Source organism: Pseudomonas sp. GB2N2, from assembly GCF_054897705.1.
In genome coordinates this window covers 1,463,043-1,483,954 of record NZ_CM142701.1, presented here as the reverse complement: position 1 = coordinate 1,483,954, position 20,912 = coordinate 1,463,043, and the positions used below count along the sequence as shown (strand labels likewise).

Genomic DNA, 20,912 nt, shown 5'->3' with positions numbered 1-20,912 from the left:
GACCTCCAAGAGGACGACCTGATGGATTTCACTCCCGATCCTTCCAGCGAAAGCTTTCGCGAAGAAGTGCGACAGTTTCTTAAAACCCACCTGCCGCCGGATCTCGCTTGGCGTGGGCAACAAGGCTATCTGCCGGACGATGGCGATTCCTTGCGTTGGACTCGCATCCTGCATGAGGCCGCCGGCTGGTCCGTGCCTTTCTGGCCAGTGGCGCATGGCGGTACCGGCTGGACTGCTGAGCAACGCTATATTTTCGAGGAAGAGTGCTATCTGGCCGGTGCGCCGCTGCAAAATCAGGCGGGCGTTGGTCTGGTCGGTCCCGTGATCTACAAATTTGGCAGCGAAGAGCAGAAAAGGCGCTTCTTGCCGCCGATCCAAGGGGGTGAAACTTTCTGGGTACAAGGTTTTTCTGAGCCGGGTTCTGGCTCAGATCTGGCGTCATTGCGCACTACGGCGATTCGTGATGGTGACCATTATGTGGTCAACGGCCAGAAAATCTGGACCAGTTGGGGCATCTACGGCAACTGGAATTTCGTCCTGGTGCGCACCGACCTGACCGCCAAACCGCAACGTGGCATCTCTTTTCTGCTGGTGGATATGCAATCACCGGGCGTGACCGTGCGGCCGATTCCAAGCCTGGACGGTTGTCATCATCTGGCCGAGGTTTTCTACGACAACGTTCGGGTGCCCGCGGAAAACCTGGTCGGGGAAGAGAACCAGGGGTGGGGGTACACCAAGGCGTTGCTTTTTGATGAGCGCGCATTCCTAGGTGCGGAAGCGCCGGCACTCAAGCGCTACCTGGCGAAGATTCGGCGTTATGCATCCCGCGAGCGCGCAGGCTCTCAGCCTTTGCTCAACGACCCAGCCTTTGCCATGCGCCTGGCTCAATACGAGCTGGAAGTGTTGGCGATTGATATGACGGTCAAAAAGGTCCTGCATGACGGACTCGATGAACAAGGGCAGGGCATGGCCATTGGGTCGATGCTTAAGGTTCGCGGCTCTGAAATGCATCAGAAACTGACTGAAATGCTGGTTGAGGTGCTGGGCGATTATGGCCCAGTGTTCTATGCCGATCCCAACGAGGACCATGCACTGCGAGACCAGGCGTTTGTCGGTCCGGACTTCGCGCCGGGGTTGGCTGCCGAGCTGTTTTATCGCCGGGCGTGCAGCATCTACGGGGGCACTGCGGAAATCCAGCGCAACATTATTGCCAAGGCCCTGTTCGGTCTATAAGCGGAGCACAGCATGAACTTTCAGTTGAATGACGAACAACGGATGTTGCTCGACAGTGCTCAGCGCTACGTCGACAAAAGCTACACCTTCGAAACCCGTAGCCAGTTGGTCAAGGTGGGAGGGGGCTTCTCTCGTGATACATGGAATGCCTTTGCAGAGATGGGCTGGCTGGCCGCGCCGATTGCCGAGGCCTATTCGGGCTTGGGCTTTTCGGCGGTAGAAACAGCCCTGATCGCTGAACAACTGGGTCGTGGTCTGGTGCTGGAGCCCTACACTCAATGTGCAGTGCTACCTGCGGCGGTGGTGAGTCATTGCGCATCTGAGCCGCAAAAAGAACTCATTCTGGCGACCATCGCAAGCGCAGAAAAACTGATTGCCGTGGCCCACAGTGAAGCGCAGTCTCGCGGGAATGTAGCCCAGGTCTCAGCGTCCGCGGTCCGCCAGTCAGATGGCAGCTACCTGCTCAACGGACGCAAGACATTGGTGGTTGGGGCCCCCGTAGCGGATCAGATAATCGTGGTAGCACGCAGTTCGGGTGAAACGAACGCTGAGTCTGGTATTTCAGTGTTTCTGGTTGATGTAGTAACGCCAGGCGTCACCTTGCAGGCCTACAAACTGCTGGATGGCACGCCCGCTGCGGATGTGATTCTCAACGACGTAATCCTTCAAACCAATGCCTTGCTGGGGGAGGAGGGCGCGGGCTACTCCGGTCTGCAGGCGGCTATAGACGAGGCGATTGTCGCGTTGTGCGCTGAGACCGTTGGAGGGATGGACGATGTTATCGCACTCTGTGCTGATTATCTGAAAGTGCGCAAACAGTTTGGCGTTGCGATTGGCAGCTTCCAGGCCTTGCAACATCGCATGGCCGATATGGCGATTGAGGCATCACAGGCTCGGGCCACCTTGCATCGTGCGTTGGCAGCCTTGGCCGATGAGTCACTCAAGGATCGCAGCGTGGTAATTTCCGGCTGCAAAGCACAGGTGACCCGCAGTGCCAGATTCGTAACCGCCCAAGGCATCCAACTACATGGGGGATATGGCATCACCGAGGAGTATAGGGTGGGGCACCATTACCGTCGCATGGTGTTGACCGATGCATTGTTTGGCAACCAGGACCATCACCTCAGCCGTTACGCACGCCACCTTCAATCTCAGCCACGAGATTTCGAAGTCACCTGAATGCATTCATCGAAAGCTCATCAGGAAAAAGATGCGCCGGGTTCCGGCGCAACGGTATTCATTGGAGATTCAAGCGTGCACATTGGTGTTCCTCTCGAAACCCAGACGGGTGAAACGCGGGTTGCTGCAACCCCGGAAACCATCAAGAAGCTGATCGGCCAGGGTCATAAGGTCACTGTTCAAAGCGGCGCCGGTATAAAAGCCAGTGTTGTCGACAGTGCTTACGAAGCGGCGGGCGCAACCATCGGCAGCGCCAACGATGCGTTTGGCGCCGAGCTGATTCTGAAGGTGGTCGCCCCCAGCGACAGCGAACTCGCTCTGATCAAGAGCGGCACTGTTGTGGTCGGCATGCTCAACCCGTTCAGCAATGAAACCATTGCCAAGCTGGCTGAGTGCGGCATCACCGCGTTCGCACTGGAAGCTGCGCCACGCACCTCCCGCGCCCAGAGCCTGGATGTGCTGTCCTCCCAAGCCAACATCGCCGGTTACAAGGCCGTGTTGCTGGCCGCTCACCACTATCCGCGTTTCATGCCGATGCTGATGACGGCGGCGGGCACCGTGAAAGCGGCGCGCGTGCTGATTCTCGGCGCCGGCGTCGCGGGGTTGCAGGGGCGCGCCACGCATGTCGAGTGGCGCGCTCAGGCTTTGTATTGTAGATACGCATAATGTATATTATGTTAAACGACAGGTCATACCATGGATACTGCGCCTATGATTCAACCGGTACGTTGGCGTATTAGCTCAATCGTCCCCATCGCGGCACAGTGATCATCGATGATGACTATCGATGTATTCGCTTCATCAAATCCCGCTAAACCAGTTATAGCCCTGATCTTCCCAGTATCCGCCCGGATTATCATTGCCAACGAAGATCTCAACGATATGCTTTGGATTTTTGAAGCCCAATTTGGTCGGCACTCGAACCCGCAGTGGATAGCCATATTCCGCTGGCAAAGCGACTTCGCCGAAATCCAGTGCCAGCAGTGTTTGCGGATGCAATGCAGTTGGCATGTCGAGGCTTGAGTAGTAGCGGTCAGCACACTTGAAGCCGACAAATTTAGCCGTGGTGTCCGCCCCAATGTGTTCCAGAAAGTTTTTCAGCGGCACGCCGCCCCATTGCCCAATGGCGCTCCAGCCTTCAACACAAATCAGACGCGTAATGTCAGTGCGCTGCGGTAGTTTGCGCAAGCCTTCGAGTGTCCACGGCGCTTTGTCCCGTACCAGTCCGGAAACAGCAAGTGAGTAATTGGGCAGGTCCACTTCAGGGATATCGTCCTGGCCATAGAACGCGTTGAAGGGGAATGGCGTGGTTATGTGCGCTTTGGTGAAGGTCGGTGCCAGTTTCTGCCCGCTGAAAAGCCAGGCCTGAATCCGGTCGTTCCACCGCGACATGGTCCACAACACCTTGTCGACTTGGTCGCCGTCCTGCAAGTTACAGCCGGTCAGCATTGCCATCGCGCCGACGGTCAAGCCACCCCGAAGAAAATTCCGGCGTTGGAGATTTTCCAGCTGAAGTTGCTGCGCAGGCTCAAGCTTGATGCGTTGAATCGCGCGCTTTTTGGTCTCAATCATGTTCGGTTTTTTCCGCTTTCAACGGGCCGCACGCCACCCGTGATCATAGGCAACAAGGTTTTCGGCACCAGCAGCACCAAGGCCAGATGCACAACGATGAAGGCACCAATGACAGCCATCGCCGCGAAATGCACGTACCGCGCAATGTCGTAGCCGCCCAGGAGTGCCACCAGTTCTTGCAGTTGAATGGGTTTCCAGATCGCCAGCCCCGAAATCACGACCATTACACCTGCCGCCAGCACCACCCAATACATCAGGCGCTGTACAGCGTTGTAAACGCCCTTTTCGTGCACCAGTCGAAAACGCAGCGCATCCGTCAAGTCACTCTTCAGCGCTGGAAGGCCGACCGGTAAAAAATCACGTTTGAAGTGACGGCTGATCAACCCATACAGCACATAGATAAGGCCGTTTATGAACAGCAGCCACATAAATGCGAAGTGCCAGGCCAGCGAGCCACCGAGCCACCCTCCTACCGTCAACCCAATTGGAAACCTGAAGGCGAACAGTGGCGAAGCGTTGTAAATCGCCCAACCGCTCATGAACATGCAGATCATGCAGACGGCGTTGAGCCAATGGGTGACGCGAATGGGCCAGGGATGGATTGATGTTTTACTCATGTTTTTGCCCCTCAGAAACCATCCGTGCGCTGGAGCGATACCGGACGGTGTCGCTCCAGCTTTTTCAGGTGATTACATCGGTGGCTGGAAGCCATCCTTACCGATGGCAATACCACGCGCCGTTGTGCCGTCCTGAGCCGGGAACACGACAATTTTGGCGCCTTTGACCAACTCATCGGCTTTGCCTGGCTCGACGTAGGCAATGGGTACATCATCCGGCACGACGAGCTGCTTCTCGCCACCCTTGTAGTTGACGGTTAGCGTGCGGCCGTTCGCTTTGGACAATTTGCCCACAGTACCGTTGGTCATGGTGCCAGTGCTGCCATCCGCATTCTGCCAACCGTAATGACCTTCTCCGCTGCCCTTAAGGCTGGATTCGAACACGGTGACTTCCAGCGCCTTCAATGAACCGTCGGCCTGCGGTGTGGCTGCAGAGCCAACGAAGCTGTCGGCTTTGATCGAATCGATGGTTGTCTTTGATACCCGGTTGATACCGGTCTTGTCAGTCAGACTGATGGTCTGCTGTGCGCCGGAGCGAGTGGTGAACGTCAGCGTATTGTTGCTGATACTTTCGACGGTACCGCGCAGCGGCTTGATCACCGGCATATCGGCCGCACTGGCCATGACAGCGGCACTGAGCATCAACAAACCGAACGTGGTGGACAGAGCAGTCTTCAGCTTCATTGCGACGATTCCTCACTGGTTTAAGTGCTGCCATCTTCGGCCTTCGACCGGGACTTCACGATGACCGCTGGATGACATTTTTGTCATTCGCAACGACGCTTGTGCGAATGACAGAAATGTAACCGACTCATCCGATTCAGCTGGTTACACTGCAAGGCTGTGATACCCGCGCCGCGGGTTGAATCCCGGCATAAAGAGACCCGAGCGCCCCCCTGACGATGCATATTTTGCTGATCGAAGACGACTCCAGAACCGGCGAGTACCTGAAAAAGGGGCTTGGCGAGTCCGGTTACAACGTCGACTGGACCCAACACGGCGCCGATGGCCTGCACATGGCACTGCAAACTCCATACGACTTGATCGTGCTGGATGTGATGCTGCCTGGCATTGATGGCTTTCAGATCATTGAGCTCTTACGTGCGAAGCAAGACGTACCCGTACTGTTCCTCACCGCCCGCGATCAATTGCATGACCGTATTCGCGGCTTGGAACTGGGCGCCGACGATTATCTGATAAAGCCGTTTTCCTTCACCGAGCTGCTGTTGCGCATTCGCACCATCCTGCGTCGTGGCGTGGTCCGCGAAGCCGATCATTTTCACATCGCTGACCTGGAGCTGGACCTGGTGCGTCGCCGTGTGACGCGCCAGCAGCAAGTGATCGTGTTGACCAACAAGGAGTTCGCGCTGCTGCATCTGTTTCTGCGTCGTGAAGGCGATGTCCTGTCCCGGGCGCAGATTGCCTCGGAAGTCTGGGACATGAATTTCGACAGCGACACCAATGTCGTGGACGTGGCCGTCAAACGCCTGCGCAACAAGATCGATCAGCCCTACCCCATCAAGCTGATCCATACCATTCGCGGTATCGGCTATGTATGCGAGGTGCGGCCATGCGGACCCGACGTCAACCATCCCTGACCCTGCGCTCGACCCTGGCGTTCTCGCTGGTAGCCATGCTCGCCGTCGCCGGTGCCGGGTTTTATTTGTACCAGTCGATGAAAGCCTCGGTACTGATCTACAGCGATCACGCGGTCATGGGGCGTCTGGATCACTTTCGCAAACTGCTGCATTACGAACTGGCCATCGAAAAGCTGCGCGACAGCCCGCAGATTTTCAAGAACATGCTCGACAGCGAAGACGACATTTTTATCATCGCGGAGCCCGGCCAGCATCCAGTGATCCTCGTCAATCCGCTGAACGTCACGCTGCCAGATTTACCCGTGATCGGCCAAGAGGCAACGCTGACCGTCAACGACCTGCGCAGCGGCGTGACCGACTCTGGAGCACCGCTGCGCGCCGCTTCCGTAGTAACGACTTCGGGCGGGCGCGAAGTTCGCCTGACTGCCGCGCACATCATGGGCAAGGAAATGGCCATGCTCGCGGCGTTTCGCGAACGTATTTACCTGGCCGTAACCCTGGCCTTTTTGCTCACGGCGTTGCTCGGTTACCTACTGCTTCGTCGCGGTCTGCTCCCGTTGCGCAAAATGGCCGCGCATGCGGCAAACATAACGCCTGAGCGGCTCGACAGCCGGATGGACAACGCTGATACACCGGTTGAACTGCAACAATTGAGTGACGCCTACAACGCCATGCTCGATCGCCTGGCCAAGGGTTATCAACGACTGACGCAGTTCTCCGCCGACCTGGCTCACGAAATACGCACGCCTGTGGGTTCGTTGATGGGTCACTGCCAGGTCGCCCTGCGCCAGCCCCGCAGCGAGGACGACTATCAGGCCCTGATCGCCTCTAACCTTGAGGAGCTGGAGCGTATTTCGCGGATTGTCGAAAGTATTCTGTTCCTCGCCCGCGCCGACGAAGCGCAATCAGTGGTCGACCGCCAGCCGCTGTCGCTGCGCGACGAATCACAGCGCATCGTCGGTTATTTTGAAGGACTGGCTGAAGAACGGCAGATGACCCTCCAGGCCGCCGGCGATGGCACTGTGCACGCGGACCCGTTGCTGCTGCGCCGCGCATTGAGCAATCTAGTGGCGAACGCCGTCCGGTATGCCGACGAAGGCAGCGAAATTCTCATTCGCGCCGTTGCGGTGGACGGCGGATGCCGAATTGAAGTGGATAATCAGGGGCCCGTGCTGAGTGACGAAACTTTGCGCAAGCTGTTCGACCGGTTTTATCGCGGCGATGCTTCCCGTCACCAGAGCTCCGACTCATACGGACTGGGCCTCGCCATCGTCGTGGCGATCATGCAATTGCATGGCGGTGATGTGAGTGTTGGACAGCCCAGGCCCGGGACCATTCGTTTTACGCTATTTTTTCCTACAGCTTGAGCGACGAAACGTTTGCCGGCTGGCGGGGCGATAGTCCGCACCCGCTCCCTTGGCGCCGCCGCGAGGCAACTTGGCGTCAGCCGGCCACCATAGGGCGGCGGCTTGACGTTTTTGAGCACAGCGGGCAGGTTTTTTTCCGGCCGCAACGGGCAAGGCCTTGTATTGACGGACAGAGGTGAAAGAGTTCTGGGTCTGGCCGAGAAAATGGAACGAAGCGTTCTTTCCATTGAGCGGCATCTGGCGGGCGACAGCGGTCAACCTGAGGGACTGATATGACATCCACGCACCCGCAAACCAATAGCTTCGAGCCAATTCAATGGGAAGCCCACGCTTGCCTGCCGTTGCTTCCCGGGCAGGACATGTCTGGCTTGAGGCGCTACCGCGACGCCGGTTTTCATCATGTATCGGTCAATGTGGGCATGGACATGACGCCGTTTTCCGATGTGGTCCGGGTGCTAGCCGGGTTCAGACACTGGCTGGCACAAAACGCAGACGACTACGTACTGGTGGGAACGATCGACGATATCCAGCGCGCCCGACAAGCGCGCAAGCTGGCGGTTTCCTTCGATCTCGAGGGTTCGAACATGCTGCTAAAGGACCCCGCGTTGGTCGGGTTGTTCGCCAGACTTGGGGTTCGCCAGATGTTGCTCGCCTATAACCGCGACAACAGCTGTGCCGGTGGTTGTCACGGCGCGGGCACTGGGTTGACCCCGCTGGGCCGCGAGGTGGTGAGCGAAATAAACAAGTCCGGCATCGTCATGGACTGTTCCCATGCCAGCAAGCGTTCGAGCCTTGAGACAATGGATATCTCGCAGAGGCCGGTCATCTTTTCCCACACCAACGTCAAGGCCATCTTCGACCATCCGCGAACGATCGACGACGAACAGATCATGGCGTGCGCCTCGCAGGGCGGCGTCATTGGCCTTACAGGTCTGGGGATTTTTCTAGGGGACCCGGACGCTTCGGTCGCTGCCTTTGTCCGGCAAATCGATTACCTGGCCGAGCGTATCGGCGCCAGCCATATCGGCTTGGGGCTCGACACCGAACTGCACCCGGAACACAGTGACCTGCCCGACGGCGTCGACGAGAACGACTGGTGGCCTGAGCAATTCTATGGACACATGAACGGCCATCGCCAGTTGCAGCCGGAAGCCCTCGACCAGGTGGCCCGTGAGTTAACGCGAATGGGCTACAGCGACCTCGATATTCGCGGGATCTACGGTGAAAACTTCTTGCGAGTCGCGCGGACGACGTGGCCGACACTCTGAGATCGCCTGTTAGCTGAAATGACGTTTTTCAGGTCCGGAGCATTACACGATTCTGCACATACACAAGCCGGCATTGCGCAGCGAATCCCCCGACGAACAGGCAGAACAGGACCAGCATTGAATGTTCAAAGTGCTGGCCGGCACCTGCCCTGAGTGCCTGGCCGGGCGTGCCGCCGCATGCACTACAGTGCCGCGCCACGCTGCCTATGGTGCCCTCCGACGGTAAGCCCCCCGTGGTCTCGCCCGATGAGATTTCATCTGCCCGGGCGATGATGTAGAGCACCGTGTGATGCACGCGAGGCAGGTCGCGCCCGCCAAAAACTGATCGGCCTGGATGGTCACCCCGCGAAATCCGAAATGCAGTGACTCAAGCACATGATCGAGTGGATGCAGCGACTTCATGCGGACTGATACGGTGTTTATCTTTTTTCAATGACCTTGTGCACGGGCTCCCTAAGCTCCGGCGCAGCCTGAACCGTAGTGGATACTCAGGGCCACTTCTCAGATCACCGGAGAAAGGCCACCATCAATACGTAAATTGACGCCGGTTATGTACCCGGCAACCGGACTTGCCAAAAACGCGACGGCCGCCGCGATCTCATCCAGACGACCGACTCTGCCGAGAGGAACCTGAGCAAAGATCGGCAGGACTGCGCGTTCGATTTCTTCCCATGGCGCGTCTTTACTCGCCAGGCCACGTTCCCCGGCCACCTCCCGAAACTGAGCGTCGAGGGTGGCGCTGTGTATCGTGCCGGGCGAGATCGCGTTGACCGTTATCCCCTCCGCGGCGACAGCTTTCGCCATGGAAGCGGTCATTGCGTTCATAGCGGCTTTAGCCGCGGAATAGTCAGGCGCAGTGGGTGGCGGCATCAATGCAGCCAGACTGGAGATGTTGATGACGCGTCCCCATCGCGCTGCCTGCATCTTGGGCAGTAGGCGCGTAGTAACACGCAGGGCCGCCAGCACATTTCGATCATAGGCAGCCGCCCAGGTCTCAGGTTGTGTGAGACTCCAACTGTCTTTCGTCCCACCTGAGCCGCCGGCATTATTGACCACGATGTCGATAGGACCCGCGAGATTTACCGCGGCAGTACCGATTGGCAGAAATGGGGCGCCAGCTCCTCCCTGTTCTTATTGCGGCGCGCAGATTTTCGACAAGCCATCCACCCGCGGCTGACGATTCGTCAAAGAACGTTTGAGCCTCGGGGCGACGCGAGGAATGATCGCCAGTCATTTAAAGATGTGTGCGGGTGTAACTTTTTCCTTCACCTAAGGGCAGCGAAGGACCCCATAGATCTCAGAAACCACCTGCATCGTCGCGTCTTCGATCGTTCCTTCATTACGGCATAAAACCCAGCCCTGATCTGCAATCGCTCGCTCGAACGCCCGGGTACAAGCGACATGTTCTTCCAGTTTGTGCATCACAGTACTGCTCAGGCCACGCTGCCGTGCCGCTGCCCTCGCCCATGAAATTTCAGGGTCGGTGACAACCCCGACATGCAGGTCTGGCACTCGCACGTTTCGATCAATGTTCAACTGTAGAATCTCTGCAAACGGGATTATTCGGCGAAACGCGGCCTCAGACGGATACCAGCGATCGATCAGGATAATGCTGTCTGGTGGCTGTTTAGTCAGCACGTGCCCGGAAATCCAGGCGCGGCTATCCGCAAATCGCTCACAAACCCGCAACTCCAAATCCCGGGCGGGATGTCTGACGAGTGTGTTAACGAGGGTCATTGTTTCACCCCTGTAGGGATCGCTTTTTTTCTCGCACAGCCGGATTACCTTTTTGTTGTCTGCCCTCAGTACTTTCGTAACGGCCTCCAACAGTGTGGTTTTGCCGGCACCCTTGGGGCCATCCAGAGAAACAAACAGCGGACGATTCATTCTTCACATATCACTTGATGTACTGATAAACACTCTAACCGGGTTTCTGGCTAACGGGCCTATTGAATTTATTCGACTGTCATGAGCGCCGGGGCTGAGTTACCGGACAACGCGATCAGCGCTACGGATTGACGAAAACTCACGAATGCCCGAATCTGGCGCCCGGAGGAATCCCTCCCGAACAACAATTTAGTCTTCGGCTTGATCTCCACTTGCAGTGCGCACTGCATTTGGGGGATGCCAAGATGTGTGGATTTTCAATTAACCAGCCGACGATGAAGCGGTTCAGGGCATTTTCCAGTGTCAGAAAACAGGGGTGTTTCAACCGTTGTTGGCAGAGTCGAATTGAACAATGACTCGCTGACGACACTCGCAAGTGAGCACGGCATTCAGGTGTCCTCCGCAGGAAAACTTTCCATTGCGTACCGGCCCGACATCGATGGCTTGAGAGCTATAGCCGTGTTGTTGGTGTTGATGTTCCACGGCGGGTTGTCACTGTTTCCGTCCGGATTCATCGGCGTAGACATCTTTTTCGTGATCTCCGGTTACCTCACCACTTCAATCATCCTGAAATCAATCGAAAGCAATTCATTCAGTTTGGCGGGTTTTTACGCTCGTCGCATCTGGCGCCTGCAGCCAGCAATGATTGCCCTGATGTTGGCGACATTGACCCTGGCTGCCCTTTTCTATCTGCCTGATGACTTCACTCAATACCTGAAAAGTGCGCGATACACTTCGCTGCTCATTTCTAACCAGTATTTCGAGCGCACTACCACTGCCTATGCCGCTGGCGATACGGCGAATCTACTGTTGTTACACACATGGTCGTTGGCCATTGAATGGCAGTGGTACCTGCTGCTGCCCGTGGGCATGTGGCTGTTGCACCGTTACTGTAAGGGAAATGTATTCAAGGCCGCCGTGCTGTGCCTGACCCTGGCCGCGGCCGCGCTGTCGCTGTACCTCTCGAGCAAGTTCCCGGACAAAAGTTACTACTTCTTCACGGCGCGGATTTTCGAACTGCTGATCGGCTCGTGTGCCGTCGTTTTCAGCGCTGACAAGCTCAAGCTGAATCTAGTATGGATCAACATCCTTGGCGCTGTTGCTGTCGTTGCACTGTTTTACTGCGCCACCCGTGACAATATCCTTCCGGGCTTCCCGAATTACCACGCGGTTATTATTTGCCTGGCAGTCGCGCTGTTGCTCTGGCGCGCAGGCGCTGAAGGAAGCATCACTGCAAAGGTGCTTTCTTTCCCGCCACTGGTGTACATCGGCACCCTGTCGTATTCGCTCTACCTCTGGCACTGGCCTGTTCTTGCGACGACCAGCTATCTGGGCTTTAAACACGGCACGGAACTGACCGCCGCCTATTTCGGTTTGACCTTTGCGTTGGCAGCGCTTTCCTACATCACTATCGAGCGCAAATTTCGCAAGCCGAAGTTCGGACTGGCGATGACCATCGGTGTGCTGATGGTGCTGCCGGCGATCGCGCTCTCCACACTTTATTCCCTGAGTGTTTCCAAAGGCGGATGGCCGCAGCGGTTTGGATCGGATATGTCGGACGTGTTCGACAAGCTCGAGGCGAGTACACCTCCGGCACGTGAGGGTTGTCTAGGGGGAGTCAGTGATGGTTCCGATCCCCGTTGCATGATCGGGGCTCCCCGTTCGGAAGCTCAGGCCATCCTCATGGGAGATTCGTTCTCCAACCACTATTGGGGCTTTGTCGACACCTTGGCCAAGGACGCGAATATTTCGGTCCTGGCCCAGAGTTATTCGGCCTGTCTGGCACTGCCAGGCATTTACTTGTATGACTTTGGAAAGTTCAAAGGGACCATCAACAAGAAATGCCACGACAATGTCGCGAATTACTATGAGCTGATTAAAAAGAACCACTACAACTACGTGCTTATCGGTCAAATCTGGGACAGTTACGCAAATGCGGAGCTCGTGACCAAGCTGGATGATCCGCGCAGCCTTGAACTGTCTCATCAACGATTTGAATCCGCGATTCGGCAAGCACTGGATATCATCAAAGAGTCAGGTGCCGTCCCGATATTCCTGAAAGCAATGCATTCAATGCCTCCAGGGGTGAACGAGTGTTTGTTGCAACGCTATGTCCTGCGAGGACAGATGGGCAGCCTTGAGCGGAGTGAGTCCTGTCAGCAGATGCCCCTAGTTGACGTAGAGAACCCATGGCTTGCTTCGGTCTTTACCCAGCTTAAAGTTGACTATCCAACCCTCGTTCTGATCGACCCGAAGGACATCCAGTGCGACGGCACTTCTTGCGAGACCACCGTGAACGGAATTCCGCTCTATCGCGATATAGGCCACATGACTGATTACGCGTCGTTCCAATTTGGCGAGACCTATCTGCAAAGGTACGGTAACCCATTGAAAGTGGCTCACCCGTAATCGAGCGGGCCCCTTCCCGCCGGCCCTGGTGAGCCAACGTCTAACGCCCGGTTGCGGAGAGACCTTCACGTTTGATCATGTCGGCAGCCCGCTCCCCAATCATGATGCACACCGAGTTAGGGTTGCCTGAAATCAGTGTCGGCATGATCGACGCGTCGGCCACTCGCAGCCCTTCGATGCCATGTACCTTGAGATCCGGAGCGACCACGGCGTTCTCATCCACACCCATGCGGCAGGTGCCGGATGGATGCAACGCTGCGTGGGCTTCTTCGTGGCAGAACTTTTTCATGGCTTCCCGGGATCTGACTGCTGTGTCGGGCACGTGACGCCTCGCGAGGAAAGGTTTGAACGCGGCCTGGGACATGATCTCTTCGCCCACCAGGCAGCCACGGCATCATCGGTTTCGCGCTTTTTGGACTCGGCTTGTCGTGCATCGCCCCCCTGATGATCTCCGCCGTCATCACCGTGATCGTGAGTCATTTCGGCCTGGGTGCACTGATGTTCTTTCCGGCGACATTCGGCCCGCTGCTGATGCGCGCGCCTAAACCGGCAGCGCCTCGGGAGCCGTCAGTGACGAGCGCCTGAGCGCTTCGCCCTTGCGCATTGCGTTCAATCAGACTCTTTCCAGACGGCTTCACGCACATCTACCCTCTTGGGTAGCAGCTTGTTTTGATAAAACAGATCCGCGGTGTATTGCTGCGCCTGGATGATATTTTCATCAATCGGCAGTATCGGTGACGGAGGCCGGTTATCGAGGTAGCTGGCGATCACAGCGTCGGGCAGGCCCATGTATTTTTTCACCACGCTCAGGCTGTCGGCCCGCTGGCTGCGAGTCAGTTCTTCGGCGACAGTGAGCTCGGCGAGCAGCGCGTGTAAAAAGGCGCCGTTGGTGTGAGCGTAAGCGCGACGTGCGGTGTACACCGGGCCAGACAGGTTCAAGCCCTCGCCGTTGGCCAGCACCCGAACCTTGCCCTGACTCAGGGCGAGTGAGGAGTAAGGTTCCCAAATGGCCCAGGCATCGACGCTGCCTTGTTCGAAAGCGGCGCGCGCGTCAGCCGGGGACAGATTCATGGGCTGGATGTCCTGATAGCTCAATCCGGCCTTGTTCAACGCCCTCAGGATCAGGTTGTGCGAACTGGAGCCTCGCTGGAAGGCGACCTTTTTGCCTTTGAGGTCGGCAATGTCGTTCAGCGGACTGTCTGCGTGGACCAGGATGGTTTCCGCTTGTGGCTTTGGCGGCTCGCTGCCGATGTAGACCAGATCGGCGCCCGCTGCCTGCGCGAACAGTGGCGGGATGTCACCGGTGGAACCGACGTCCAGGGCATTGACGTTCATCGCTTCCAGCATCTGCGGCCCGGCAGGGAATTCAATCCACTGCACAGCCGTTTGGGGAAAGCGTTTCTCCAGCAGACCGTGTTCTTTGGCGAGCAATAGACTGATCGAGCCTTTCTGGAAGCCGATTCTCAGGGTGGCGGGGTCGGCGGCCAACACTGGGCTGGTAAGACCGAGCAGGGTCAGGGCTGTTAAAAAAATCTTTTGCAATGTCATTGGTTTCTCTCTGCTCCGATCGTTCCTACGCTCTGCGTGGGAACGATCAGGTGTAAATAGAGGTTTTCAAAAAAATTTATTGGCGGGTGTTGCCAGCCCAAGGTTCTGCCGCAACGTCTGCCCTTCGTACTCGGTCCTGAACAAGCCGCGGCGCTGCAGCTCTGGCACGACCTCGTTGGCAAAGTCTTCAAGGCCGCCGGGAAGGTGCGGCACCAGCACATTGAAGCCATCCGCCGCGCCTTGTTCGAACCATTCCTGCAAGCGATCGGCAATCTGCACCGCGGTGCCCACCAGACTGTAATGCCCTCGCCCACCGGCAATTTTCCGGCCCAGTTCGGCGAGGCTCAGGTTTTCCCGGCCGGCCAATTCCGTGAGCAATTTCTGCCGACTCTGCTGACCGCTGTCGGTGAGCGGCAAGTCCGGCAGCGGCCCGTCCAACGGGTACTTTGAGAGGTCGAAATTGCCCAACATGCGGCCCAGCAAAGCGATGCCCACTTCGGGTTCGACCAGACGCTGAAAGGATTCCAATTTTTCCTGCGCTGCCTCTTCGGTCGACCCGACCACCACGAAAACGCCGGGCATGATTTTCAGCGAATCGGCGCTACGTCCGTACTGCGCAAGGCGCCCCTTGAGATCGGTATAAAACGCCTGCGCATTGGCCAGCGACGTCTGCGCGGTGAACACCACCTCGGCGGTTTGCGCCGCCAGGTTGCGACCCACCTCGGACGATCCCGCCTGGACGATCACCGGCTGGCCTTGCGGCGAGCGCGTCACGTTCAGCGGCCCCCTGACCCGAAAATGTTCGCCGACATGATTCAGCACATGCAACCTGGCCGGGTCGTAATAGGCGCCGTGGGCCTTGTCGCGGACAAACGCATCGTCCTCCCAACTGTCCCAGAGCCCGGTGACCACCTGATAAAACTCGCGTGCGCGACTGTAGCGATCGGCGTGGCCGATGTGTTGATCACGGCCGAAATTCAGCGCCTCGGCGGCGTTGTCCGACGTCACCAGGTTCCACCCCGCTCGCCCGCCAGACAGGTGATCCAGCGAGGCGAATTTACGTGCGACGTGGTACGGCTCGTTGTAGCTGGTGGTGGCCGTGGCGATCAGGCCGATGTGCTCGGTCACCACGCTCAGCGCCGAGAGCAGCGTCAACGGCTCGAAGTAATCCGAGCGCGCCATGTGACTGGCGATTTCATCACTGGGCGCGGCGACGCTATCCGCGAGAAACAGGGCGTCGAACTTCGCCGCTTCGGCAATCTGCGCCAGCCGTTTGTAGGCACTGAAATCCAGCCCGGCGTTGGCCGGCACATCGGGATGTCGCCACGCAGCGACATGGTGCCCGGTGGCCATGAGGAACGCGCCGAGTTTCAGCTGTCGGGCCATGTTCAGAAGTCCTTGCGCAGTTGCACGCCGAAGTAACGCTCGTCATCGCGAGGTACGGCGCGGTAGATGTAGTTGCCGCCACTCGCCAGCAATGGCGAATACGACTTGTCCGTAAGGTTCTTGCCGAGCAGCGCGACGCGCCAGCCATTGCTGTAATCGGCCAGTGCGACGCTGACGTTCCACAGGCCGTAGGCGCCCTGTTTGGTATTGGGGTTTTGCGCGATGTCGTATTGCACTTCGCTCTGCCAGCTGTAGTCGGTGCCCAGTTCGATATCCAGCCCATTGTTCAGCGGGATACTGTAGTCGGCGCGCACGTAACTTTTCCAGTCCGGGGTAAACGGCAGCGGCTTGCCGTCAACGTTGCACGACGTCGCCGCGCCTGGTGGGCAAGCGAATTCGTCGATGCGCGCGCGGGTGTAGGCCAGGGCGCCGGAGAACTTCAGTTGCTGGGTGGCCTGCAAGGCGTAATCGAGTTCGACCCCTTCGGTGCTGACGCTGCCGGCGTTGATCAGGCGCGTCACCACTTGCCCGGCGACGGTGTCGAAGAAGTTGGCCTGGTAGTTGTCGTACTCGCTGTGGAACACCGCAAGGTTGGTGGTCAGGCGATTATTCCAGGAAGAGGCCTTGATCCCCAATTCCCAGGTGTTGGAGGTTTCCGGTTTTAGCGCGTCGGTGTCCCGCGGCTGCATATTGAAGAACACGTTGTAGGCCGGGCCTTTATAGCCACGCGAATAGGTCAGGTAGCTGGTGACCGTATCGCTCAGGTCGTACTGCACCCCGAGGCGCCCGGACCAGCCGTCCTCGTCCACCGAACCGGAGCTGCTGGTGTTCGGCTGAATGCCACTGACGGTAGTGGCCGAAGTCGACACCCGGCGGTGATCGTATTCCAGATCATCGTGGGTCCAGCGCAGACCGGCGATGCCGCGAAAGTCCGAGGTGAAATTCAGCGTACTTTCACCGAACACCGCGTAGCTGTCGTTAGTGGTGCCGTAATCGGCAATGCCACGGTTGACACTGGTTGGAGTAGTCAGCGTGCGCTGATAGGTCTCTTCGTCCTTGCCGTGCATGTAGAACAGGCCGCCGACATACTCCAGAAACTGGCCTTTTGGCGAGGCCAGGCGCAGCTCTTGCGAGTACTGGTCGAACGCCAGGTCGCCCTTGTCCGCTGTGCCGGGGAACGCGGCGGTAATGTTGCCGAGTCGGTCGCCGTCTTGATATTGGGTGTTGTCCCAACCACGCCAAGCGGTGATCGAAGTCAGGGTGTAATCGCCCAGGTACCAATCGAGCTGGCCGGACAGGCCTTTGTTGATGTCATCGACATGGGTGCGCGTGTCGGTGTTGATCTTGCGATTGTCGCTGGAACCGCGAACCGGGTTCAGCGCATTGGCAAAGGCCGGTGTCAGCGACTGGCTGACTACGCCATTGGGGGCATCGTCGTGAGACTGCATGTAGTCGGCGATGAAGGTGAACTTGAAGTCATCGTTGGGGGTGAACTCCAGCTTGCCCCGCGCGCCTTTGTGGTTGTAGCCGTTGACTTCCTGGCCGTTGCGCTCGTTATCGACGTTGCCGTCGTAACTGCCGAACAGTGTGGTGATCGAACCTTTGAGCGTGTCGGGAATCAGGCTGCCGCCGAGGCCGAAACGGGTGCGGCTTTCGTTGCCGCTGTAGTACGACTGATCGATGTAGCCGTGGGTCTCGGCGGTTGGCGCCTTGCTGGTGATATTGAGCACGCCGGCCGAAGCATTCTTGCCGAATAGCGTGCCTTGCGGGCCGCGCAGCACTTCGACGCGGTCCAGGTCCAGCAGGTCCAAAGTGGCTTGGCCGGGACGTGCGTAGACGACGCCGTCGATCACCGTGGCCACGGTCGGCTCGACCCCGGGTGAAGTGGAAATGGTGCCGACGCCACGCACGAACAGCGAAGTGTCTTTGTTCGAGGCGCCGGTGCGGAAATTCAGTGACGGCACTTGCTGGACAATGCTCGCCACGCCATTGCGGTTATCGCGTTCCAGTTGCTCGCCGTCGATCACCGACACCGCAACCGGGACTTTTTGCAGCGACTCTTCGCGGCGCGTGGCGGTGACCGTGACAGATTGCAGCGTCGGCTGCTGTTCGCTGGCGTCGGCGGCGAATGCGTTGGCCATTGGCAACGCGGTCATGCCCGCAAACAACCAGCTCGCGGCGCGAATCGATTGCGCCAGTTTTTGTGTTGCCCCAGGAAAATTGTGCATGGTCTGACCGCTCGAAGGTGTGCCCTGAACCGCTGCCGTTCTACGACGACAGCGCCTTGGATGTGTCTTGGATGTGTCGTGGGCATTCGCTCGAGCGAGTAGCAGACAGAACGCGTTGTTAGCGCTAACATCGCTAGTATCAGCAACTGCTGCATAGATCGTCAAATACTGAAAAATTACTCTTATATGCATTTTGGTTTTAAGTAAGGATCGCCTTTTGAACCAGGACAAACCTCGCAAGCGCCGGGGCGCCGGACGCGTAACGCTTAATACCGTGGCGCGAGAGGCTGGCGTTTCGGCGATTACCGTGTCGCGTTACTTCAATCAGCCGGACCAGGTGTCGCCTGAACGACGCGAACGCATTGCGGCGGTGGTTGCGCAGTTGGGCTATGTGCCCAACCTGGTGGCAGGCGGGCTGGCCTCGGCCCGCGGCAAAATCGTCGGCATGGTGATCCCGAACATTTCCGGACCAATCTTCGCCAATACCATCCAGGGCTTCAGCGACACGCTCAGTCGCCACGGCTACCAACTGCTGCTGGCGTCGAGTTACTTCAGTGTCGATCAGGAAGAAAGCGCGGTGCGGGCGTTTCTGGGGTGGTCGCCGGCGGCGTTGGTACTGACCAGTCATTTCCACAGCGTGGGTACCGAGAAAATGATCGCTGAAGCGGATATCCCGGTGATCGAGACTTGGGACTATCAGACCGAGCGCGAGCCGATGCAGATCGGTTTTTCGCACTTCGAAGTCGGCGTGACCGCTGCGCACTATCTGCATGACAAAGGTTACCGGCGCATTGCCTTCGTTCAGAACAGCGCCGCCGGTGACTTCAGCGCGCTGGAGCGCCGCGATGGCTACGCCGCCGGTGTGCGTGAATTGGGGCTGGAGCCGTGGGTGTTTGCACCAGACGCCGATCGGCCGCCGTTTGAAGCTGGAAAGCAGGCCATGCAAGCCCTGATGAACGCCAACCCGCCCCCGGACGCGATCATTTTCGCCAACGACAACCTCGCCGCCGGCGGCTTGCTGGCCGGGCAGCGTGCCGGGCTGAAAATCCCGGAGGACTGCGCTGTCATCGGGTTTGGCGATTACCCGTTTGCCGAAATGCTGCTGCCGAGTTTGAGCACCATCAAACCGCCGGCGCTGGAGATCGGTGTGCTGGCAGCGACACGGGTGCTGGAAAGCTTGGGGGTACTGGTGGTGGAGGATGAAGTACAACGCTTGAATCTGCTGGAGTGTCAGGTGATCGGGCGGGAAAGCGCTTGAGTGCACAGGGGAAAACCTGGCCACATTAGCGGTGTTGAGTCGCACCGATAGCTTCGCGGGCAAGCCTCGCGCCTACAGGGACCACCTACAACCTGTGGGAGCGTGGCTTGCCCGCGAACCGTGCAATGCGCGGCCATTCAAGGCTAAATCCCACCTCCGTCCTGCGGCCGATCCTGCACCCACTGCCAAAACAATTGATACCCCACCGCCAGCACCACCGGGCCGATGAACAGCCCGATAATGCCGCTGGTGACCATGCCGCCCAGCGCGCCGATCAGGATCACCGGCATTGGCACATCGACTCCGCGCCCCAAAAGCAACGGTTTGAGCACGTTGTCCACCAGCCCGGCGACGAAGACATAAACAGCAAACACAATCGTCGCGGTGTTGGCGCCTTCGGTAGCGAACACAAAGGCAATCACCGGAATCGTGATCAGCGTCACCGGCAACTGCATGATGCCGAGCAGGAGTACCGCGAGGGCCAGCAAACCGGCACCGGGAATGCCCTTGAAGACAAAACCCAGCCCCACCAACAGCATCTGGATGAACGCGATACCGACCACGCCAAGCGCCACGGCACGGATGGTGGCGGTGCAGAGTTGGGCCATTTTCGGACCCTTGGCCGGATCACTGATTCGCGACGCGATCTGCACGGCAGCGCGACTGCCGCCTTCGCCGTGGGCCATGAAAATACCGGCAATGATCAAGGCAAAAATAAAGGTCAGGAAACCCATGCCGACGCCCGCCAGTTTCCCCAGCAAAGCCAGACTGACGTGTTTGATCTGCGGAATGTACTTGGCGGTCAGGTCGGGAAGATTGGTTGACGCTTGCAGCCATACATCCGACAGCGGCCGCCCCACCAGCGGCAGGCTGGCGATGCTGTCGGCAGGCGGTGGAATGTGAAAGTTGCCACCCTTGACCAGTTCCATCGCCCGTTCGACCGAGTCGGCAATTGAGGTGCCGAGAAAGTAAATCGGCAGTACCAGAATGACAATGGCAACGAGGATGATCAGCGTCGCAATCCGCCCGTCTTTTTGCCCCAGAGGACCTTTGAGCCGCGCTTGCAACGGGTAAAGCGTGATCGCCAGGATCAACGCCCACAGCATCAGGTCACGGAACGGGCTGAAGATCTCGAAGCAGAACAGCACCAGCACGAGGATCAGTCCGGCACGGATAAAGACATCGAGCAGCGTGCGCGTGAGCGTTTTTTCGGAGAAAGACGTGGGTTCCATGGATGTCTACCTAATCACCGCAATCGGTCAGCCCAGCATAGACGCTCGATTGAGAACCCGAGCCAAACCTCAACTCAGCACACCCGCTCAATATTTACACGCGAATCCACTCCACCATGACCTCCTCACT

At 58.1% G+C, this 20,912-nt stretch carries 17 protein-coding genes and 2 pseudogenes; 9 read left to right on the top strand and 10 right to left on the bottom strand.

Annotation, left to right across the window (positions count from 1 at the left end):
- Nucleotides 1–21 precede the first annotated feature (21 nt).
- The 3 genes and pseudogenes from ACYZT4_RS06800 to ACYZT4_RS06790 all read left to right on the top strand — a co-directional run.
- On the top strand, nt 22–1,233 hold the full coding sequence (locus tag ACYZT4_RS06800; RefSeq protein ID WP_461986328.1) for an acyl-CoA dehydrogenase family protein: 1,212 nt from the start codon (nt 22–24) through the stop codon (nt 1,231–1,233).
- Nucleotides 1,234–1,245: 12 nt separating this feature from the next.
- A complete protein-coding gene (locus ACYZT4_RS06795; RefSeq protein ID WP_461986326.1) occupies nt 1,246–2,412 on the top strand; it encodes an acyl-CoA dehydrogenase family protein in 1,167 nt (388 codons plus the stop codon).
- Nucleotides 2,413–2,487: 75 nt separating this feature from the next.
- A pseudogene (locus tag ACYZT4_RS06790) lies at nt 2,488–3,033 on the top strand (Rossmann-fold NAD(P)-binding domain-containing protein); the annotation flags it as partial.
- A gap of 180 nt (nt 3,034–3,213) precedes the next feature.
- Here ACYZT4_RS06790 and ACYZT4_RS06785 read toward each other — a convergent pair.
- The 3 genes from ACYZT4_RS06785 to ACYZT4_RS06775 all read right to left on the bottom strand — a co-directional run bounded on the left by ACYZT4_RS06785 (nt 3,214) and on the right by ACYZT4_RS06775 (nt 5,279).
- A complete protein-coding gene (locus tag ACYZT4_RS06785; protein WP_461986324.1) occupies nt 3,214–3,984 on the bottom strand; it encodes a molybdopterin-dependent oxidoreductase in 771 nt (256 codons plus the stop codon).
- Nucleotides 3,981–4,601: a cytochrome b/b6 domain-containing protein gene (locus tag ACYZT4_RS06780; RefSeq protein ID WP_461986322.1), complete on the bottom strand. Its 621-nt coding sequence runs from the start codon at nt 4,599–4,601 to the stop codon at nt 3,981–3,983. Before ACYZT4_RS06780 ends, ACYZT4_RS06785 begins: the two co-directional genes overlap by 4 nt.
- 72 nt (nt 4,602–4,673) lie before the next feature.
- The gene (locus ACYZT4_RS06775) at nt 4,674–5,279 is read right to left on the bottom strand and encodes a hypothetical protein (protein ID WP_461988576.1); all 606 of its coding nucleotides are present in this window, start codon (nt 5,277–5,279) and stop codon (nt 4,674–4,676) included.
- 224 nt (nt 5,280–5,503) lie between these two features.
- On the opposite strand from ACYZT4_RS06775, the gene ACYZT4_RS06770 reads away from it, so the two are divergent.
- The 3 genes from ACYZT4_RS06770 to ACYZT4_RS06760 all read left to right on the top strand — a co-directional run bounded on the left by ACYZT4_RS06770 (nt 5,504) and on the right by ACYZT4_RS06760 (nt 8,834).
- Entirely contained in the window at nt 5,504–6,199 is a 696-nt protein-coding gene (locus ACYZT4_RS06770) for a heavy metal response regulator transcription factor (protein ID WP_461986320.1), read from the top strand.
- Nucleotides 6,172–7,566, top strand: a complete 1,395-nt coding sequence (locus ACYZT4_RS06765) for a heavy metal sensor histidine kinase (RefSeq protein ID WP_461986318.1) — start codon at nt 6,172–6,174, stop codon at nt 7,564–7,566. Before ACYZT4_RS06770 ends, ACYZT4_RS06765 begins: the two co-directional genes overlap by 28 nt.
- A gap of 272 nt (nt 7,567–7,838) precedes the next feature.
- A complete protein-coding gene (locus ACYZT4_RS06760; protein ID WP_461986316.1) occupies nt 7,839–8,834 on the top strand; it encodes a membrane dipeptidase in 996 nt (331 codons plus the stop codon).
- A gap of 501 nt (nt 8,835–9,335) precedes the next feature.
- On the opposite strand, the gene ACYZT4_RS06755 is transcribed toward ACYZT4_RS06760, so the two are convergent.
- Nucleotides 9,336–9,890: an SDR family NAD(P)-dependent oxidoreductase gene (locus tag ACYZT4_RS06755; RefSeq protein ID WP_461986314.1), complete on the bottom strand. Its 555-nt coding sequence runs from the start codon at nt 9,888–9,890 to the stop codon at nt 9,336–9,338.
- A 213-nt stretch (nt 9,891–10,103) separates the two neighbouring features.
- A complete protein-coding gene (locus tag ACYZT4_RS06750; RefSeq protein WP_461986312.1) occupies nt 10,104–10,721 on the bottom strand; it encodes a dTMP kinase in 618 nt (205 codons plus the stop codon).
- 345 nt (nt 10,722–11,066) lie between these two features.
- On the opposite strand from ACYZT4_RS06750, the gene ACYZT4_RS06745 reads away from it, so the two are divergent.
- Complete coding sequence (locus ACYZT4_RS06745; RefSeq protein ID WP_461986310.1) at nt 11,067–13,130, top strand: acyltransferase family protein; 2,064 nt, start codon at nt 11,067–11,069, stop codon at nt 13,128–13,130.
- Nucleotides 13,131–13,170: 40 nt separating this feature from the next.
- Here ACYZT4_RS06745 and ACYZT4_RS06740 read toward each other — a convergent pair.
- A pseudogene (locus tag ACYZT4_RS06740) lies at nt 13,171–13,518 on the bottom strand (GMC oxidoreductase); the annotation flags it as partial.
- A gap of 56 nt (nt 13,519–13,574) precedes the next feature.
- Here ACYZT4_RS06740 and ACYZT4_RS06735 point away from each other — a divergent pair.
- Nucleotides 13,575–13,715: a hypothetical protein gene (locus ACYZT4_RS06735; RefSeq protein ID WP_461986308.1), complete on the top strand. Its 141-nt coding sequence runs from the start codon at nt 13,575–13,577 to the stop codon at nt 13,713–13,715.
- A gap of 24 nt (nt 13,716–13,739) precedes the next feature.
- On the opposite strand, the gene ACYZT4_RS06730 is transcribed toward ACYZT4_RS06735, so the two are convergent.
- The 3 genes from ACYZT4_RS06730 to ACYZT4_RS06720 form a co-directional block, all read right to left on the bottom strand.
- Complete coding sequence (locus ACYZT4_RS06730; protein ID WP_461986306.1) at nt 13,740–14,678, bottom strand: aliphatic sulfonate ABC transporter substrate-binding protein; 939 nt, start codon at nt 14,676–14,678, stop codon at nt 13,740–13,742.
- A 66-nt stretch (nt 14,679–14,744) separates the two neighbouring features.
- The gene (locus tag ACYZT4_RS06725) at nt 14,745–16,064 is read right to left on the bottom strand and encodes an LLM class flavin-dependent oxidoreductase (protein ID WP_461986304.1); all 1,320 of its coding nucleotides are present in this window, start codon (nt 16,062–16,064) and stop codon (nt 14,745–14,747) included.
- A 2-nt stretch (nt 16,065–16,066) separates the two neighbouring features.
- Nucleotides 16,067–18,292: a TonB-dependent receptor gene (locus tag ACYZT4_RS06720; protein ID WP_461986302.1), complete on the bottom strand. Its 2,226-nt coding sequence runs from the start codon at nt 18,290–18,292 to the stop codon at nt 16,067–16,069.
- Nucleotides 18,293–18,509: 217 nt separating this feature from the next.
- Here ACYZT4_RS06720 and ACYZT4_RS06715 point away from each other — a divergent pair, with 217 nt between their 5' ends.
- Nucleotides 18,510–19,550 carry a LacI family DNA-binding transcriptional regulator gene (locus ACYZT4_RS06715; protein ID WP_461986300.1) on the top strand — a complete coding sequence of 347 codons (1,041 nt, stop codon included), beginning with the start codon at nt 18,510–18,512 and terminating at the stop codon, nt 19,548–19,550.
- 143 nt (nt 19,551–19,693) lie between these two features.
- Here the strand turns inward: ACYZT4_RS06715 and ACYZT4_RS06710 are convergent, their stop codons facing one another.
- Nucleotides 19,694–20,782 carry an AI-2E family transporter gene (locus ACYZT4_RS06710; protein WP_461986298.1) on the bottom strand — a complete coding sequence of 363 codons (1,089 nt, stop codon included), beginning with the start codon at nt 20,780–20,782 and terminating at the stop codon, nt 19,694–19,696.
- Nucleotides 20,783–20,912 lie beyond the last annotated feature (130 nt).

Coding starts and splice junctions, on each gene's coding strand:
- ACYZT4_RS06800 (WP_461986328.1), top strand. CDS start 22: ATGGATTTCACTCCCGATCCTTCCAGCGAAAGCTTTCGCGAAGAAGTG.
- ACYZT4_RS06795 (WP_461986326.1), top strand. CDS start 1,246: ATGAACTTTCAGTTGAATGACGAACAACGGATGTTGCTCGACAGTGCT.
- ACYZT4_RS06785 (WP_461986324.1), bottom strand. CDS start 3,984: ATGATTGAGACCAAAAAGCGCGCGATTCAACGCATCAAGCTTGAGCCT.
- ACYZT4_RS06780 (WP_461986322.1), bottom strand. CDS start 4,601: ATGAGTAAAACATCAATCCATCCCTGGCCCATTCGCGTCACCCATTGG.
- ACYZT4_RS06770 (WP_461986320.1), top strand. CDS start 5,504: ATGCATATTTTGCTGATCGAAGACGACTCCAGAACCGGCGAGTACCTG.
- ACYZT4_RS06765 (WP_461986318.1), top strand. CDS start 6,172: ATGCGGACCCGACGTCAACCATCCCTGACCCTGCGCTCGACCCTGGCG.
- ACYZT4_RS06760 (WP_461986316.1), top strand. CDS start 7,839: ATGACATCCACGCACCCGCAAACCAATAGCTTCGAGCCAATTCAATGG.
- ACYZT4_RS06750 (WP_461986312.1), bottom strand. CDS start 10,721: ATGAATCGTCCGCTGTTTGTTTCTCTGGATGGCCCCAAGGGTGCCGGC.
- ACYZT4_RS06735 (WP_461986308.1), top strand. CDS start 13,575: ATGATCTCCGCCGTCATCACCGTGATCGTGAGTCATTTCGGCCTGGGT.
- ACYZT4_RS06730 (WP_461986306.1), bottom strand. CDS start 14,678: ATGACATTGCAAAAGATTTTTTTAACAGCCCTGACCCTGCTCGGTCTT.
- ACYZT4_RS06725 (WP_461986304.1), bottom strand. CDS start 16,064: ATGGCCCGACAGCTGAAACTCGGCGCGTTCCTCATGGCCACCGGGCAC.
- ACYZT4_RS06720 (WP_461986302.1), bottom strand. CDS start 18,292: ATGCACAATTTTCCTGGGGCAACACAAAAACTGGCGCAATCGATTCGC.
- ACYZT4_RS06710 (WP_461986298.1), bottom strand. CDS start 20,782: ATGGAACCCACGTCTTTCTCCGAAAAAACGCTCACGCGCACGCTGCTC.